This window comes from Pseudomonas extremorientalis, assembly GCF_001870465.1.
In the GTDB taxonomy this organism is placed as follows: domain Bacteria; phylum Pseudomonadota; class Gammaproteobacteria; order Pseudomonadales; family Pseudomonadaceae; genus Aquipseudomonas; species Aquipseudomonas extremorientalis.
In genome coordinates, this window is sequence record NZ_MDGK01000024.1 from 90355 (window position 1) to 106402 (window position 16048).

A 16048-nucleotide genomic window follows, 5' to 3' on the forward strand; every position below is an offset into this window, starting at 1 on the left:
ATCTGGCGCACCAGGCCGTGGATCTTGTCGACAAACCGGTTGAACGCGCCCGCAAGATCGCCCAGCTCGTCCTGGCTGGTGATGGCCAGGCGGCGGGTCAGGTCGCCTTCACCGGCCGCGATATCGTCGAGGTTGGCTTTCATCAGGTGCAGCGGACGCAGGATGGTATTGGCCAGCAGCATGCCCACGGCGGCGATCACCAGCAGCACCACCACGGCCACGCCGAGGATGCTCAGCAGCACGCCTTCCATGCGTTTCTCGACCTTGGCCTCGACCACCGCGACCCGGGCTTCGATGCCGTCCAGGTTCACCGAGGTACCGATGACCATGTCCCACTTGGGCAGGTATTCGGTGTAGCCCATCTTGGGCACCAGTTCGGTCTGGCCCGGTTGGGTCGAGCTGTATTGCAGGTAATGGGTGCCGTCCTTGCCGACCTTGACCAGGTCGCGGTTGACGTACACCCCGTTGGGGTCGCGGTTGTCCTTGAAGCTCTTGCCCACGCCGTCGGGGCTGTTGCCCTTGAACAGGCGGATGGTCTCGGAGTCATAGCCGAAGAAGTAGCCGTCCTTGCCGTAACTGGTGTTGGACAGCAGCTTGACCACCTCGGCGCGCGCCGCGTTATCACCGGGGGCTGCCGCGTCGTAGAGCGGCTTGATGGTGGTCATGGCCACTTCGACGTAGCTTTGCAGGGTGGCCTTGGCGTCGTTGAGCAGGCGCTGGCGGGTCTCTTGCACCTCATTGCGCGCCTGACCCTGCAGGATCCACACGGTGGTCAGGCTGATGACCACGGCAAACAACAGCACCGGCACTACGGCGAGGGACAGGACTTTGGCCTTGAGGCTCAGACGCATGGGTTTTCTCTCTTATTAGTGGCGACTTGAGAGGTTAACGGCCGCGTAGGATGTTTCTGTAGTAAGCCCGCTGCGGTCAGAGGGTCATGGCAGCCAGCCAGCCGAATGCCAGCAACGGGAGGTTGTAGTGCAGAAAGGTCGGCACCACGGTGTCCCAGATGTGGTGATGCTGGCCATCGATGTTCAGGCCGGAGGTGGGCCCCAGGGTCGAGTCCGAGGCCGGCGATCCGGCATCACCCAAGGCGCCGGCCGTGCCGACGATGCACACGATGGCCATGGGGCTGAAGCCCAGTTGCACGCACAGCGGCACAAAGATCGCCGCAAGGATCGGCACGGTGGAAAACGACGAGCCGATGCCCATCGTCACCAACAGCCCCACCAGCAGCATCAACAACGCCCCTACCCCACGGCTATGGCCGATGAAGGCTGCCGAGGTTTCCACCAGCGAACGCACATCGCCGGTGGCCTTGAGCACTTCGGCAAAGCCCGAGGCGGCGATCATGATGAAGCCGATCATCGCCATCATCTTCATGCCTTCGGTGAACAGGTCGTCGGTGTCGCGCCAGCGCACGATGCCCGACACCGAGAAGATCAGGAACCCGGCCAGGGCGCCGATGATCATCGAGTCCAGCCACAGCTGAATGATGAACGCCGAGGCAATCGCCAGCCCGGCTACCAGCAGGGTCAGTGGGTTGTACTGCACCGCCACCTGCTCGACCCGCTCGATCTTCTTCAGGTCGTACACGCGTTTCTTGCGGTAGCTGATGAACACCGCCACCAGCAGGCCGACGACCATGCCCAGCGCTGGCAGGCTCATGGCGTGAGTGACGTTGACCTGGCTGATGTCCACGCCGCTCTTGGCCACGTTGGCCAGCAGGATCTGGTTGAGGAAGATATTGCCGAAGCCTACCGGCAGGAACATGTACGGCGTGATCAGGCCGAAGGTCATCACGCAGGCGATGAGGCGGCGGTCCAGTTGCAGCTTGGTCAGCACGTACAGCAGCGGCGGCACCAGCAATGGAATGAACGCGATGTGGATCGGCAGGATGTTCTGCGAGGCAATCGCCACCCCCCAGAGCAGGCCGATCAGCAGCCATTTGACGTGGCTGCCACCGCTGGCTTCCTGGCGGTCTACCAGCAGCAGGGCCTTGTCGGCCAGCGCGTGAGCCAGGCCGGACTTGGCAATCGCCACGGCGAAAGCGCCGAGCAAGGCGTAGGACAACGCCACCGTCGCCCCTCCACCCAAGCCGCCATTGAAGGCCTTGAGCGTGGCCTCGATCCCCAGGCCACCGGTCAGGCCGCCCACCAGGGCGCCGAGGATGATGGCGATGACCACATGCACGCGGGACAGGCTGAGCACCAGCATGGTACCGACCGCGGCAATGACTGCGTTAATCATGGTTACCTCAAGCAAAAAACATAAAAAACAGGCATGCCCGCGCCCGGGCGGCCATTGGGTGGCAACCGGCGTGCAGGCTTGAAGGAGGTCTTATTAGAGGGCGCGCACTTTGCAGCAGGCGGGCGCGCATGTCAAAAAACGGCGCCGCTTTCAGGTTTAAATCGATCGTTTGAATAAAGAAAAACCTGAAACCGCCGATACAGGGGCTCTCTGTGTTTTCAGGTAAGGATGTACCGATGTCGCTCAGGCAGCTCTCCATTCAATGGAAAATCACCCTGCTCGCTGGCTTGTGCCTGCTGGGAATCGTGACCCTGCTGGTGGGTCTGTCGCTGTATCGCATGGCGCAGAGCTCGCAGCAGGTCAAGGCCTCGAGCATGCAGATGCTGGATGAAGCCGCCCAGGCGCGCATCGAAGCCCAGGGTGAGGTGCAGGCGCTGGGCATCCGTCGCCAGTTCATGGACGCCTATCAGTACGGCCATGGTTTTTCCCGCCAGGTACTGTTCCTGCGCGAGCAGGCCGAGAAGCGCTTTCTCGACGCCTTCGACACCCGTGAAGACCTGACCCGCCAGGTCAAGGCCGCGTTGCAGGCCAACCCGGATCTGCTCGGTCTGTCCCTGGTGTTCGAAGCCAATGCGCTGGACGGCAAGGATGAGCTGTTCGCCGGCCAGGCAGAGTTGGGCAGTAACGACAAGGGGCGCTTCGCCCTGTACTGGTCGCAGCCGACACCCGGCAAGCTGGAGTCAATGGCACTGCCGGAAAGCGACATGTCCGACACCCGCGTCGGCCCCAGCGGCGAAAAGGCCAATGCCTGGTTCACCTGCCCGCGCACCACGCTCAAGCCATGTGTGATCGAACCGTACTTCTACACGATCAACGGGCAAAACGTGCTGATGACCAGCATTGTCTTCCCGTTGATGGCCAACGGCAAAGTCATCGCCTCGCTGTCGGTGGACATCAACCTCAACAGCCTGCAGGCCGTGAGCCAGCAGGCCAGCCACAAGCTGTATGACGGCCAGACCCAGGTCAGCATCCTCAGCCCGACCGGTTTGCTCGCCGGCTACAGCCCCGACGCCAGCAAACTCAGCCAGCGCCTGGACCAGGTCGACACTGCCAACGGCGCACAGTTGATCAGCGCCCTGGCCGGCAGCTCGCAGATCCGCAGCCTGCGCACCGATCACCAGCTCAAGGTGCTCGCGCCGTTCGCACCGATCCCGGACGGCAAGCCGTGGGGCGTGCTGCTGGATGTGCCGGAGAAGGTCCTGGTGGCCCCCGCCGAAGCGCTGAAAAACCGACTGGATGCCGACAATGCCAAGGGCACCCTGCTGGAGCTGAGCCTGGGCCTGCTGGCCGCCGTGGTCGGCTTGATCCTGGTGTGGTTGATGGCACGTAGCGTGACCCGGCCGATCCTCGGCGTGGCGCACATGCTCGAAGACATCGCCAGCGGCGAAGGCGACCTGACCCGGCGCCTGGCCTACGACAAACAGGACGAGCTGGGCCAATTGGCTGGCTGGTTCAATCGTTTCCTCGACAAGCTGCAACCGATCATCGCCGAGGTCAAACGCTCGGTGCAGGACGCCCGTGGCACCGCCGACCAGTCCGCCGCGATTGCCACTGAAACCAGCGCCGGCATGGAGCAGCAGTACCGCCAGGTCGACCAGGTGGCCACCGCCTCCCACGAAATGAGCGCCACCGCCCAGGACGTGGCCCGCAGTGCGGCGCAAGCAGCCCAGGCCGCACGCGATGCCGACCAGGCCACCCGCGACGGCCTCACCGTGATCGATCAAACCACACGCAATATCGGGGAGTTGGCGGCGGACATGAGCACGGCCATGTCCCAGGTCGAAGGTTTGGCGGCCAACAGTGAAAAAATCGGCTCGGTGCTGGAAGTGATCCGCGGCATCGCCGAGCAGACCAACCTGTTGGCGCTCAACGCCGCCATCGAAGCAGCCCGCGCCGGTGAAGCCGGGCGTGGCTTTGCGGTAGTGGCCGATGAAGTGCGCAACCTGGCGCGACGGACCCAGGAATCGGTGGAAGAAACCCGCCTGGTCATCGAGCACCTGCAAAGCGGCACCACCGACGTGGTCGGCGCCATGGGCAACAGCTACCGCCAGGCCCAGGGCAGCGTCGAACAGGTCGGACAGGCGGTGACCGCCCTGCGCCAGATCGGCGATGCGGTAACGGTGATCAGCGACATGAACCTGCAGATCGCCAGCGCCGCCGAAGAGCAAAGCGCGGTGGCCGAGGAGATCAACAGCAACGTGGCGACCATTCGCGACGTGACCGAGTCACTGTCCGAGCAGGCCAACGAATCGGCGCGGGTGAGCCAGGCGTTGAACAGCCTGGCGAATCAGCAGCAGGGGTTGATGGATCAGTTCCGCGTCTGAAAATGCAAGGCTATCCAATGTGGGAGGGGGCTTGCCCCCGATTGCGGTGTATCAGCCAATCTGTTTTTTGACTGGAATACCGCCATCGGCGGCAAGCCCCCTCCCACAGGGCAGTTCGATCAACACTTTCAGGCCGCCCAGTTCAGACGCCTGCAACTGCAACACCCCACCCCACACCTCGACAATATCCCGCACGATCCCCAGCCCCAGGCCATGGCCATCGATCTGTTCGTCCAGGCGTGCGCCACGGCTGAACACCTGGTCTCGCTGGCTTTCAGGAATGCCGGGGCCGTCATCTTCCACCGCCAGCAGGTAATGGTGCTCAGTCTCGGTGACGCTCAGGCGCACGTCGGCATCCGCCCATTTGCAGGCGTTATCCAACAGGTTGCCGAGCAGCTCCAATAGATCTTCGCGGTCCCAGGGCAGTTGCAGGCCGGGCGCGGCGCGGTAGCTCAGGTCCAGGTGTTCGCCGTGGATCATGGTCAGGGTGGCAAGCAGGCCGGACAGTTCTTTATCACAATCGAACAACGCGCCGGGCAAGGTTTCCCCGGCCAGGCGGGCGCGATTGAGTTCGCGGTTGAGGCGTTGCTGTACCTGCTCCAACTGATCACGCAGCAGTTTGCTCAGCTCAGGATGTTGCTTGAGCGTCTCGCTCGATGCCGCGCTCAACAGCACCGCCAAGGGCGTCTTGAGGGCGTGGCCGAGGTTGCCCAGGGCATTGCGCGAACGCTTGAGGCTGTCTTCGGTGTGCGCCAGCAGGTGGTTGATCTGCGCCACCAGCGGCTCCAGTTCCAGGGGCACCTGGGTATCGAGTTGCGAGCGTTGCCCCTGTTGCAGCTGGGCAATCTGGTTGCGCGCGGTTTCCAGCGGGCGCAAGGCGCGGCGCACGGTCAACCGTTGCAGGATCAACACCAGCAGCAACGCCGCCAGCCCCAATACCAGGCCGATCTGGCGCATCAGCCGGAAGCTTTCGCGCACCGGGGTGTAGTCCTGGGCCACGCTGATGGAAATCGATTGGCCAAACCGCTTGTAGTCCGCACGCAGCACCAGCAGTTGCTGGCCTTCCGGGCCGAGTTGCAGGTTGCCCTTCAGCCCCGCCTCGGGCAGGCGCGGCAGTTCCTGGTCCCACAATGAGCGGGAGCGCCAGTGGACGTCGGCGAAATCAATGCGGAAGTAATGCCCGGAAAAAGGCCGTTGATAGGCTGGCGACAGGCGTTGCTCATCCAGCTGCACGCCGTTCGGCCCACGCACCAGCGCCACCAGCAGGTTCTCGGCGTCGTTGCGCAAACCGGCTTCCAGGTAGCGCTGCAAGCCGGCCTCGAACAACCACAGGCTGGTCTGGGCCAGCACCACGCCGACGATCACCATCACGCTGATCAGCCCCAGGCTCAGGCGCCGCTGGATCGACCTCATGCAGGGCTGGCGCCAAACCGGTAACCCTGGCCGCGCCGGGTCTCGATCACGCTGCGGCCCAATTTGCGACGCAGATGGTTGACGTGAACTTCCAGCACATTGGAGTCGCGTTCGGTCTCACCGTCGTACAGGTGCTCGGCCAGGTGGCTTTTCGACAGGATCTGTTCGGGGTGCAGCATGAAATAGCGCAACAGGCGGAATTCGGCGGCGGTCAGCTGGATCTCATCGCCATCACGCAGCACGCATTGGCGACCTTCGTCCAGATGCAGGCCGGCCGCCTGCAACGTCGGTTGGTTCGCCTGGCCGTGGGAACGGCGCAACAGCGCCTGGATGCGCAGGTGCAGCTCTTCGGGGTGAAAGGGTTTGGCCAGGTAATCGTCGGCGCCGGCCTTGAGCCCTTCGATGCGCTCGGCCCAGGAGTCGCGGGCGGTGAGAATCAGTACCGGAACGGCCAACGCGGCGGCTCGCCATTGGGCCAGCACCTCAAGCCCAGGCAGGCCCGGCAGGCCGAGGTCGAGGATGATCAGGTCGTAGGGCTCGCTGCGGCCCTGATACACGGCATCGCGCCCATCGGCCAGCCAATCGACCGCATAGCCCTGGCGCTGCAGGCCAGCCATCAGTTCATCGGCCAAGGGTACGTTGTCTTCCACCAGCAGCAGGCGCATCAGTCTTCCTCGTCTTTGATCAGCACACCGGTGCGTGCGTCCAGCTTGATTTCGCGCACCACCCCTTCGGTGGTCACCAGTTCCACTTCATAGGCATATTGGCCGTGTTTCTTCTCCAGCTCGGCCTCCAGCAGGCGCGAGCCGGGGTAACGCGCCATGGCCTGCTGCAACAATTGCTCAAGTGGCAGGATCACCCCCTGCTGGCGCAGCGCCAAGGCTTCATCCTGGTTGAGGTCGCGGGCCGCCAGGCTGGAGCAGAATGCCAAGAGCACCAGCGCCACTCGACTGCCGACGCGTAAATTTACCTTCATTACGTATCCTGATGATTCTTGAGGACCTGCCCGGTGAGCGCGTCCAATTCAACGTCCCATTCGATGCCGTGGGCATCCTCCAACTCGACCTCATACACATACTTGCCGTAGGCCTCGTCCAGGTCGGTGTCCAGCAATGTCGAACCGGGGTGCAGGGCCAGGGCCGTGGCTTCCAGTTGATCGAAAGCGACAATAGTAACAGTGGCCGGCACTTTCAGTGGTTTGTCGGGGTCCACGGCTCGGGCCTGGGTCGCCGTGAGGGCGATGATACCGGCGGCGGCCAGCGCGGTAAGGCGCTTCATGATAAGTCTCCGTTACAGGATGTTTTCCTACGCCGGCCACCGTACGCCCTGCAACTTAACTGAAACTGAATTGCCACCATGGCAATTCTCACCCAGGCCTTTGCCCCACATTCCACGAGATTTTCTATAATGCCCCGCTCGCTCGGACAGAGACCGGTATGACAGCCATCCATATCAAGTTTCCCGCCTTGACCCTCAAGGCCGGCAAACGCGCCTTTGCGCGCATTCGTGAACAAGGCCTCACGCCTGCCGAGGTGGGCATCCTGCCCGGCGCGGCCGGCGGCCCGAAGGCACTCGGCATCCAGGGCCTGGACCTGGCGCTGTTCGGCGACTGGCTGCCCCGCGCACCACGGGAACGTGCGCTGATCGGGGCCTCGATTGGCTCCTGGCGGTTTGCCAGCGCCTGCCTGCCCGACCCGGTGCAAGGCTTGCTGGACCTGGGCCGCCTGTATAACGAACAGCGTTTTGCCAAAGGCGTGACCATGGCCGAAGTCACCCAGAGCTGCCAGCGCATGCTCGACGACTTGCTCGTCGGCCGCGATGCACGGGTACTGGACAACCCGGATTACCGCCTGAACATCATGGTGGTCAAGAGCCACGGCCTGCTGGCCGACGACCATCGCGGGCGGCTCGGGCTGGGGCTGTCATCGGTGATTGCCGATAACCTGCGCGGCCGCGCACGGCTGTCGCGGCACTTCGAACGGCTGATCATCCACGACCCGCGCCAGGCGCCACCGGTGCATCCGCTGAAGGACTTCCCCTCGCGCTTCCTGCCCCTGGAACTGGGCAACCTGCGCCAGGCACTGCTGGCATCGGGGTCGATCCCCATGGTGATGCAAGGCGTGCGCGACCTGCCGGGCGCAGGCGCCGGCACCTACCGCGACGGCGGCCTGCTGGACTACCACCTCGACCTGCCCTACCACGGCGATGACATCGTGCTGTACCCGCACTTCACCGACCGGGTCATCCCCGGCTGGTTCGACAAGGGCCTGCCGTGGCGACGCAGTAACCCGCAAGGCTTGCAGGACGTGTTGCTGCTGGCTCCCTCCAGGGACTACCTGGCCCGCCTGCCCCACGGCAAATTGCCGGACCGCAGCGACTTCAAGCGCTTCATGGGCGACGACGCGAGCCGCAACCAGTACTGGCAGACCGCGATGAGTGAAAGCCGAAGGCTGGGCGATGAGTTTCTGGAGCTGGCGGATAACGGCGGATTGGGCGAGCGACTGCAGGTCCTGTAGACGCGGGCCGGAATCCGGCAGGGGTTTGGGGGGGACCACCCGATTAAGTGTGAACACTGCGACTGTGCCGAGCGGGCTTGTCCCGCGTTGGGTTGCGAAGCGACCCTGGAAGGAGGAATGCGGTGAGTCAGGCACTCTTCGGCTGCTGGTTGTGGGGCTGCTTCGCGGCCCAACGCGGGGCAAGCCCGCTCGCCACAGGCAATCTTTATTCGCCGGCAAGCCGGCGTGTACAGAGGGACGGTATGCGCGGCGAGGGATCAAGCTGTTAAACTCGCCGGCTGCCAGATACCTGACCGAGCTGAAAATACCGTGGAAATCTTCAAAGAGTTTACATTCGAATCCGCCCACCGCCTGCCCCACGTACCGGAAGGCCACAAATGCGGGCGCCTGCATGGGCATTCGTTCAAGGTGGCGATCCACCTGAGCGGCGACCTGGATCCCCATACCGGCTGGATTCGCGACTTCTCGGAGATCAAGGCGATTTTCAAGCCGCTCTACGAACGCCTCGACCACAACTACCTCAATGACATCCCCGGCCTGGAAAATCCCACCAGCGAAGTGCTGGCCAAGTGGATCTGGAATGAGTTGAAACCCCTGCTGCCTGAGCTCAGTGCGATTCGTATCCACGAGACCTGCACCAGCGGTTGCATCTATCGCGGCGAATAAGCCTCCGGTAGGAAAAAGCCACCCTCGCGGTGGTTTTTTTGTGCCTGGTATTGCACCCTTCGATCTGCCCGCCTTTCGCACACCGATGAGGAATGTATGGAAAACACCTGGCTGGCCCAGGCCAAACGCTTGCAGGCATTGGCCTCCACGGGCCTGCACTTCTGCACCGATGATTTCGAGCGTGAACGCCTGGAGGAAATTGCCGAGATTGCCCACAGCATGCTTGCGCAACTGGGCAATGTGCCCCTGGAGCGTATCACCGGCTTGGTCAGCGACTTCGCCCAGCGTTACTCGACGCCGATGATCGACGTGCGCGGCGCGGTGATTGAGGGTGACCGGATTCTGCTGGTGCGCGAATTGACCGATGGCTGCTGGGCGTTACCAGGCGGTTACGCCGATATCGGCTTGTCGGCGGCGGAAAACATCGTCAAGGAAATTCGCGAGGAAGCCGGGCTGACGGTGACGGCCCGGGCGTTGTACAGCGTCACGCACAAGGCCAAGGGCTTGTATCGGCCGGACGTACGGGATTTCTACAAGCTGTATTTCCTGTGCGAACCCGTGGATCAGTCGGCACCGATGGCAGGCTTCGAGACCACCGAGGTGGGTTTTTTCCGCCTGGACGAGCTGCCGCCGCTGTCCCGCGGGCGCACCATCGAAAGTGATCTGGAGGCAGCGTTCGCCTTCCATCGTGGCGAGACCACCCACACGCTGTTCGACTGATCCAATTTGTATCACTGCTGCACCGCTTTCGTGCCCGATTGGGCACTGCGACCGTTTCTCGAGGCATTTGCCCCCTGTTTGGCTATAAATACTGTGCACGGTGCACAGCGCCCATCGTGCGCTCGCCACTGCTGCCGCCTTGGCACGCACGGTGCAATAGGCCTGCGTCACTCATTCAGGGAGCAAGGCACATGACGCAGCAAGAACCGGGCAACGATTACCCCCTTAGCGAAGTCCCGATGCATGCGCGCAAAGGCCTGGCGTCGACCGCCATGGTGCTGTTGGGCTTTACGTTTTTTACCGCGACCATGTTTGCCGGCGGCAAGCTAGGAGTGGCGTTCAGTTTCACCGACATGCTCGGCGTCGTGGCCCTGGGTAACCTGCTGTTGGGCATCTACGCCGCAGGCCTGGGTTACATCGCGTTCAAGAGCGGGCTGAACTCGGTGTTGATGGGGCGTTTCTGCTTTGGCGAAGTGGGCAGCAAGCTCAGCGATTTGATCCTCGGCTTCACCCAGATCGGCTGGTACGCCTGGGGCACGGCCACCGCCGCAGTGGTGCTGGGCAAGTATTTCGAACTCAGCCAGGGCAGCGTGCTGGCGTTGATGGTGGTATTTGGCCTGGTGTTCTGTGCCACGGCCTACATTGGTTATCGCGGGCTGGAGATTCTGTCCTACATCGCGGTGCCGGCCATGGGCATCCTGCTGTTTCTGTCGATGTGGGTAGCCACGGTAAAGGTCGGCGGGCTGGATGGGCTGCTCGCGGTGGTGCCCACCGGTGAGTTGGACTTGTCCACGGCAATCACCCTGGTGTTCGGCACCTTTGTCAGCGGTGCGACCCAGGCCACCAACTGGACACGCTTTTCGCGCTCGGCCAAGGTGGCGGTGCTGGCCAGCCTGATCGGTTTTTTTATCGGCAACGGCTTGATGGTGCTGATCGGTGCCTACGGCGCCATCGTCTATCAGCAACCGGACGTGGTCGAAGTGTTGCTGCTGCAAGGCTTTGCCATGGCGGCAATGGCCATGTTGCTGCTCAATATCTGGAGCACCCAGGACAACACCATCTACAACTTCGCCGTGGCCGGCTGCAATCTGCTGCGCACCAAACGCCGCAAGACCGTAACCCTGGCCGGTGCGGTGATCGGCACCCTGCTGGCGTTGCTGGGCATGTACGACATGCTGGTGCCGTACCTGATTCTGCTGGGCACGGTGATCCCACCGATTGGCGGGGTGATCATGGCGGACTTCTTCTACCGCTATCGCGGCCACTATCCACGCCTGGCCGACGCACGCCTGCCAGCGTTCAACTGGCCAGGGCTGGTGGCCTACGCGGTGGGCACGGTGCTGGCGTTCAACTCGCCCTGGGTCGCGCCGTTGGTGGGTATCGTGGCCGCGTCGCTGACCTACATCGCGCTCACCGCCGTGCTGCGCGTGCGGGCACCCTTGGTTGACGCCCAGGCATGAGCCTGACCATCGCCGATGTGCTGGCCCTGCCGGGCCTGGAATCCATGCGCCTGCGCGCCGGCACGGCCGGCCTGGAGAACGGCGTGCGCTGGCCCTACGTGGCGGAAAACAGCGGGATTGCCGAGTGGGTATTGGGCGGCGAGCTGGTATTCGTCACCGGGATCAACCACCCGCGCGACGAAGGCAACTTGATGCAACTGCTGGAGGAAGCCTGCGAGCGTCAGGTGGCCGGGTTGGTGATCCTCACGGGGCCGGCGTACATCCAGGCGATCCCCCAGCGTTTGCTGGAGGCTGCCGAAGCCGCCGGCATGCCGCTGATCGAACAGCCCTACTCGCTGAAAATGGTGCTGGTGACCCAGGCCATTGGTTCGGCGCTGATCCAGTCCGAGCAGTTGGGTCGCTCGCGGGACGATGTGCTGGAGCGTTTGCTGACGGGCGATTATCAGTCCCTGGATTTGCTGCTGCACCGTGGCGGACAGTTGGGTCTGTCGTTGGCCGGGCATTGGCAGGTGGTGCAACTGCAGTTGGAAGGCAGTGAGTTGCTGTTTGCCCAAGGCGACGCGGCGGCGGTCGAGGTACAACTGGCGCGGCAACATGACGCCATCAACCGGCGCTTGCGCCAGGTGTCGGCGGGGTTGCCGGTACTTGGGCGGGCCGGCCAATGGACGCTGCTGCTGCCGGCCTCGGACGCCGTCGCCGCCTTGGTCAACCGCCAGCACCTGGCCAACTGGCTCAACCCGTTGAATCTGCGACTGGCGCCGCTCAAATTGTTTATCGGCCTCAGCGCCGCCGCGCATCCACCGGCACGCCTGGCCCAGGCGCAGGATGAAGCACGCCAGGCACTGGCGGCTGCGCGGCGTTTCAGCGAGCGCGCCGGTCTGTGCGTGTACGACGAATTGGGCGTACTCAAGTTACTCAGTGGCGTGCGTGATCGCGCCCTGCTCGATCAATTCCTCCATGAACGCCTCGGCCCCTTGCTGCGCCACGACGCGCAGCATGGCCCCAACCTGATGCCGACCCTGGAAGCCTGGTTTCACGAGAATGGTAACCTGGTGGCCGCCGCCCAGCGGCTCGCCGTGCACCGCAACACCCTGACACACCGTGTCCAGCGCATCGAAGCCTTGTGCGGGCTGACGCTGGATAATTCATATGATCGCCTGGACATCGGCATTGCGCTGATGATCTGGCGACTGTCTGCCTGATTGTTTTTAGCCAAGAGGAACTTGCCCATGCACATCATCAACGCCCGCCTGCGCAACCGTGAAGGCCTGCATGATCTGCACCTGGAACATGGCCGGATCGCCAGTATCACCGCGCAATCGACAGTACCGCACCTGGGCGCGGGGGACCTGGACGCCGCCGGCAACCTGGTGATCCCGCCCTTTGTCGAACCGCATATCCACCTTGACGCCACGCTGACCGCCGGCGAACCACGCTGGAACATGAGCGGCACCCTGTTCGAAGGCATCGAGTGCTGGGGCGAACGCAAGGCCACCATCACCCAGGAAGACACCAAGACCCGCGCCAAAAAGACTATCCAGGCCCTGGCTGCCCACGGTATCCAGCATGTACGCACCCACGTCGACGTCACTGACCCGGACCTTACCGCGCTCAAGGCCATGCTGGAAGTACGCGAGGAAAGCACACACCTGATAGACCTGCAGATCGTCGCGTTCCCCCAGGAAGGCATCGAGTCGTACCGCAATGGCCGCGAACTGATGGAAGAGGCCATCCGCCTGGGCGCCGATGTGATCGGCGGCATCCCGCACTTTGAATACACCCGCGACCAGGGCGTGAGCTCGGTGAAGTTCCTGATGGACCTGGCCGAACGCACCGGCTGCCTGGTGGATGTGCACTGCGACGAAACCGACGACCCACATTCGCGCTTTCTCGAAGTACTGGCCGAAGAGGCCCGCAGCCGCGACATGGGCGCCCGCGTCACTGCCAGCCACACCACCGCCATGGGCTCCTACGACAACGCCTACTGCGCCAAGCTCTTTCGCCTGCTGGGACATTCCGGTATCAGCTTCGTTTCCTGCCCCACCGAGAGCATTCACCTGCAAGGTCGCTTCGACAGCTTCCCAAAACGCCGTGGCGTCACCCGGGTCAACGAACTGCTCGAGGCCGGCATGAATGTGTGCTTCGGCCAAGACTCCATCGTCGATCCCTGGTACCCACTGGGCAACGGCAACATCCTGCGGGTACTCGAAGCCGGTTTGCACATCTGCCACATGCTCGGCTATCGCAACCTGCAAAGCGCCCTCGACCTGGTCACCGACAACAGCGCCAAAGCCATGGCCCTGGGTGACCGCTACGGTCTGGAGCAGGGACGCCCGGCCAACCTGTTGATCCTCTCGGCGGACAGCGACTACGAGGTGATCCGCAGCCAGGGCCTGCCGCTGTACTCGATCCGCAACGGCAAAGTGTTGATGACACGCCGGCCAGCCCAGGTAGAGTTTGCGTAAACACCTCGGTCAGACGATCGAGTCGATATCCAGCGTATGTGCCCTCCCCCTGTCGTTATCCAGGGCGGGAGGGATACGGGCGACCTGCGACAGCTCGCGATTTTCACGGTGGCTGAACCAGCGCTTGAGGCTCGTTGCCAAGTGGGCACCATGGGCATGACTGCCATAGACATCACGGGCTTCAAGACGGCGCCAACGCAGGGTCGCAAGGCGCTCGCGACTGCTGTGCAAACGGTCGATTTCGGCGTTCAAGGCTTCGTTATGCTCATAGCCCCGGTCGTTGGCCGCCTTTAGACGGGTCAACTCCCTACGCTTGTTGCGCAATTGCTCGCGCATGCTCTCGAGTGCACGGTCGAGCAATTCGAATTCCCTCGGCGTTACCAAGGGCCCATTGCTTTCCTGGGTTTGCTGCCAGCGCCGGAGTGTTGCCCAGGCGGCCGGAATGTAGCTGGCGGTCATGAAGTGCTGGCTGGCCTGGAACAGCTGCTTGAGCAGGTTGTCACGTTCAGGCATGTCACCGCTGAGTTGCAGCGCCCGGTTGCAGCCGGCCTCCTGGATGGACTCACAACCGGGTTGCCACAACACCGAAGAATGCGTGCCGTCCGCGAGCGTGATTGGCATGAAATGGTATTGTTCGCCATGGTGCTCGTAGGGGTTGCCACCGAAACGTACCAGGCCGGCGGCGAACAGCAACCCACCCGGCGCGGGGGCGCTGAACAGCGTGACGGCACCTGGGACCCAGAGCTTGGCGGTGGTGTTCATCCATGGGGCCGGGACGCTGGGGACGGGGTCGTTGTGGTTGACGATGCGGTGGTGGACCAGGGTTGAGGCACCTGCGGTGAATTCGGAATCGGCGGCGCGGGGGGCGCCGTAGGTGTAGAGGAGGATGTTGTAGTTTTGATCAGGAATACGACGTAGCCCTTCTGCCAATAACAACGCAATCGCGCCGCCCAGGCTGTGTCCGCAGATGACGATTCGTTGCCCTATATGAAACTGAGTGAGGTAGTGCAGCACGAAATCACGCATCGCCCGGTAAGCCTGATAGAAGCCCTCGTGTGCCTTGCCGACACCCTCGGCAAAAGCCACCTGATGGGCGTTTGCATCCCGTAGTCCATCGGCGGCGCTGGCGGTACCTCGCACAGCAATCAGGATCACCTCATCGTGATGACTGATAAATGCCTGCGTATCAGTACCAAACGCTTCATCATCAAAAAAATGCAAACTCGCTGGGTGCTCCTGCTTATCACCCAAGTCCGGTCGATTTTTTGGATACAACACAGGATCGAAAGGCAAAATCTCGAAGCGTCGGGAATACGGGACCTCTTCGTAGATCGGATAGAAACGTTGCTGTTCCTCCGAATCGACTCGCCAGGCCTCGTGATAACCCGAAAGTTTCTCAGCAAAAAAATGACCGACGCTGGGGTCGAGTGGAAAATGAACCTCCTCTTGAGGCTGTTGAGGTGGCTCCTGGCCGAAATTGCAGTAACTCAAGGTGGCCATCAACGCTAGCTGATACAGGTTCAAGGCACAGAAGCTGTCTTCGGTTGAAAGCATCGGGCGCAAAGCCCGCAGCGGTCTAACCTCAAGAGCAGTATGGCTGTTGGGGAATAGCACGATCCCTGCCAAGGTTGTTTCGGGTGGCCCAAATCCAAGGTCGGCCAACATTTTTAACGCATGCCGTCGAGGTTGATGAGCTCTCTGTTCAATCGGGGGTAAATGGGCGGCGTGGCGGACTAAATCGCGAACCTCAACTTGATAAAAATGGCTGGCTTTTTGTTGAGCAGGATTACCTTCGGTACGGCGACCATCATAGGCCGCAAATCTAGTCTGTTCAGCCCGTCGTTGAAGCTCGGTAATAGGAAGTTTGTAAGCGCTGCGCCCCCTTAGATACTTATACGGTTGCTCAACTCCCGAGTAAGGCTCGTCAAAAACAAGGACCACAGGTCCGCAGTAAATATTGGATAGCTTGGCAAAGCCCTCACCGTTCAGCCTGCCCTTGTACTCTTGCCCTGCGCTATCGTGGATTGTGTAAGGCAATCCACCGTACGCCCCACCAACACCGAGTTCATCGACCAGACAAAAGCTTACCCAATGCCCGCGCAATGCACAGGCCGGCTTGATATCACTGAAAAAAGCTTGCTTCCTTGCATCCATCTTCATGAACTTGCTCCCTG

Annotated in this window: 12 protein-coding genes and 3 pseudogenes; 8 read left to right on the forward strand and 7 right to left on the reverse strand. The window is 62.3% G+C overall.

Translation table 11 applies throughout. The features are described from left to right. Positions 1 to 29: 29 nt before the first annotated feature. Both BFN10_RS30130 and BFN10_RS10850 read right to left on the reverse strand, forming a co-directional pair. Positions 30 to 851 (reverse strand): annotated as a pseudogene (locus BFN10_RS30130) (cache domain-containing protein); the annotation flags it as partial. A gap of 76 nt (positions 852 to 927) precedes the next feature. Beyond that, positions 928 to 2247 (reverse strand): Na+/H+ antiporter family protein, encoded by a 1320-nt coding sequence (locus BFN10_RS10850; protein WP_162276418.1) that lies wholly within the window; start codon positions 2245 to 2247, stop codon positions 928 to 930. Between the two features lie 458 nt (positions 2248 to 2705). On the opposite strand from BFN10_RS10850, the pseudogene BFN10_RS30135 reads away from it, so the two are divergent. Continuing rightward, positions 2706 to 3776: pseudogene (locus BFN10_RS30135) on the forward strand (methyl-accepting chemotaxis protein); the annotation flags it as partial. 264 nt (positions 3777 to 4040) lie between these two features. Continuing rightward, positions 4041 to 4634: pseudogene (locus tag BFN10_RS30140) on the forward strand (methyl-accepting chemotaxis protein); the annotation flags it as partial. A 51-nt stretch (positions 4635 to 4685) separates the two neighbouring features. Here BFN10_RS30140 and BFN10_RS10860 read toward each other — a convergent pair. Genes BFN10_RS10860 through BFN10_RS10875 form a run of 4 tightly spaced genes read right to left on the reverse strand, consistent with a single transcriptional unit; the run spans position 4686 to position 7325 of the window. Then, a complete protein-coding gene (locus BFN10_RS10860; RefSeq protein ID WP_071489686.1) occupies positions 4686 to 6047 on the reverse strand; it encodes a sensor histidine kinase in 1362 nt (453 codons plus the stop codon). Then, on the reverse strand, positions 6044 to 6712 hold the full coding sequence (locus tag BFN10_RS10865) for a response regulator transcription factor (protein ID WP_071489687.1): 669 nt from the start codon (positions 6710 to 6712) through the stop codon (positions 6044 to 6046). Before BFN10_RS10865 ends, BFN10_RS10860 begins: the two co-directional genes overlap by 4 nt. Next, positions 6712 to 7023, reverse strand: a complete 312-nt coding sequence (locus BFN10_RS10870) for a PepSY domain-containing protein (protein WP_071489688.1) — start codon at positions 7021 to 7023, stop codon at positions 6712 to 6714. Before BFN10_RS10870 ends, BFN10_RS10865 begins: the two co-directional genes overlap by 1 nt. Continuing rightward, positions 7023 to 7325: a PepSY domain-containing protein gene (locus BFN10_RS10875; RefSeq protein WP_058425612.1), complete on the reverse strand. Its 303-nt coding sequence runs from the start codon at positions 7323 to 7325 to the stop codon at positions 7023 to 7025. The genes BFN10_RS10870 and BFN10_RS10875 overlap by 1 nt, the downstream gene beginning before the upstream one ends. Before the next feature lie 158 nt (positions 7326 to 7483). On the opposite strand from BFN10_RS10875, the gene BFN10_RS29450 reads away from it, so the two are divergent. The 6 genes from BFN10_RS29450 to codA all read left to right on the forward strand — a co-directional run bounded on the left by BFN10_RS29450 (position 7484) and on the right by codA (position 13874). Next, positions 7484 to 8563 (forward strand): patatin-like phospholipase domain-containing protein, encoded by a 1080-nt coding sequence (locus BFN10_RS29450; RefSeq protein ID WP_071489689.1) that lies wholly within the window; start codon positions 7484 to 7486, stop codon positions 8561 to 8563. A gap of 309 nt (positions 8564 to 8872) precedes the next feature. Next, entirely contained in the window at positions 8873 to 9229 is a 357-nt protein-coding gene (gene queD, locus BFN10_RS10885; RefSeq protein WP_003190259.1) for a 6-carboxytetrahydropterin synthase QueD, read from the forward strand. 96 nt (positions 9230 to 9325) lie between these two features. Further along, positions 9326 to 9949, forward strand: a complete 624-nt coding sequence (locus BFN10_RS10890) for an NUDIX hydrolase (RefSeq protein WP_071489690.1) — start codon at positions 9326 to 9328, stop codon at positions 9947 to 9949. Between the two features lie 191 nt (positions 9950 to 10140). Next, positions 10141 to 11409: a cytosine permease gene (codB, locus tag BFN10_RS10895; RefSeq protein ID WP_071489691.1), complete on the forward strand. Its 1269-nt coding sequence runs from the start codon at positions 10141 to 10143 to the stop codon at positions 11407 to 11409. Then, positions 11406 to 12611: a PucR family transcriptional regulator gene (locus BFN10_RS10900; protein WP_071489692.1), complete on the forward strand. Its 1206-nt coding sequence runs from the start codon at positions 11406 to 11408 to the stop codon at positions 12609 to 12611. Before codB ends, BFN10_RS10900 begins: the two co-directional genes overlap by 4 nt. A gap of 27 nt (positions 12612 to 12638) precedes the next feature. Continuing rightward, positions 12639 to 13874, forward strand: coding sequence for a cytosine deaminase (gene codA / locus BFN10_RS10905; protein ID WP_071489693.1), 1236 nt, complete (start codon positions 12639 to 12641; stop codon positions 13872 to 13874). Between the two features lie 9 nt (positions 13875 to 13883). Here codA and BFN10_RS10910 read toward each other — a convergent pair whose 3' ends face one another. Beyond that, positions 13884 to 16034, reverse strand: coding sequence for a lipase family protein (locus tag BFN10_RS10910; protein ID WP_071489694.1), 2151 nt, complete (start codon positions 16032 to 16034; stop codon positions 13884 to 13886). Positions 16035 to 16048 lie beyond the last annotated feature (14 nt).

What these genes read in the sequence shown, in the direction of transcription:
- BFN10_RS10860 (WP_071489686.1), bottom strand. Translation starts at nt 6,047, where the DNA reads ATGAGGTCGATCCAGCGGCGCCTGAGCCTGGGGCTGATCAGCGTGATG.
- BFN10_RS10865 (WP_071489687.1), bottom strand. Translation starts at nt 6,712, where the DNA reads ATGCGCCTGCTGCTGGTGGAAGACAACGTACCCTTGGCCGATGAACTG.
- BFN10_RS10870 (WP_071489688.1), bottom strand. Translation starts at nt 7,023, where the DNA reads ATGAAGGTAAATTTACGCGTCGGCAGTCGAGTGGCGCTGGTGCTCTTG.
- BFN10_RS10875 (WP_058425612.1), bottom strand. Translation starts at nt 7,325, where the DNA reads ATGAAGCGCCTTACCGCGCTGGCCGCCGCCGGTATCATCGCCCTCACG.
- BFN10_RS29450 (WP_071489689.1), top strand. Translation starts at nt 7,484, where the DNA reads ATGACAGCCATCCATATCAAGTTTCCCGCCTTGACCCTCAAGGCCGGC.
- BFN10_RS10890 (WP_071489690.1), top strand. Translation starts at nt 9,326, where the DNA reads ATGGAAAACACCTGGCTGGCCCAGGCCAAACGCTTGCAGGCATTGGCC.
- codB (WP_071489691.1), top strand. Translation starts at nt 10,141, where the DNA reads ATGACGCAGCAAGAACCGGGCAACGATTACCCCCTTAGCGAAGTCCCG.
- BFN10_RS10900 (WP_071489692.1), top strand. Translation starts at nt 11,406, where the DNA reads ATGAGCCTGACCATCGCCGATGTGCTGGCCCTGCCGGGCCTGGAATCC.
- codA (WP_071489693.1), top strand. Translation starts at nt 12,639, where the DNA reads ATGCACATCATCAACGCCCGCCTGCGCAACCGTGAAGGCCTGCATGAT.
- BFN10_RS10910 (WP_071489694.1), bottom strand. Translation starts at nt 16,034, where the DNA reads ATGAAGATGGATGCAAGGAAGCAAGCTTTTTTCAGTGATATCAAGCCG.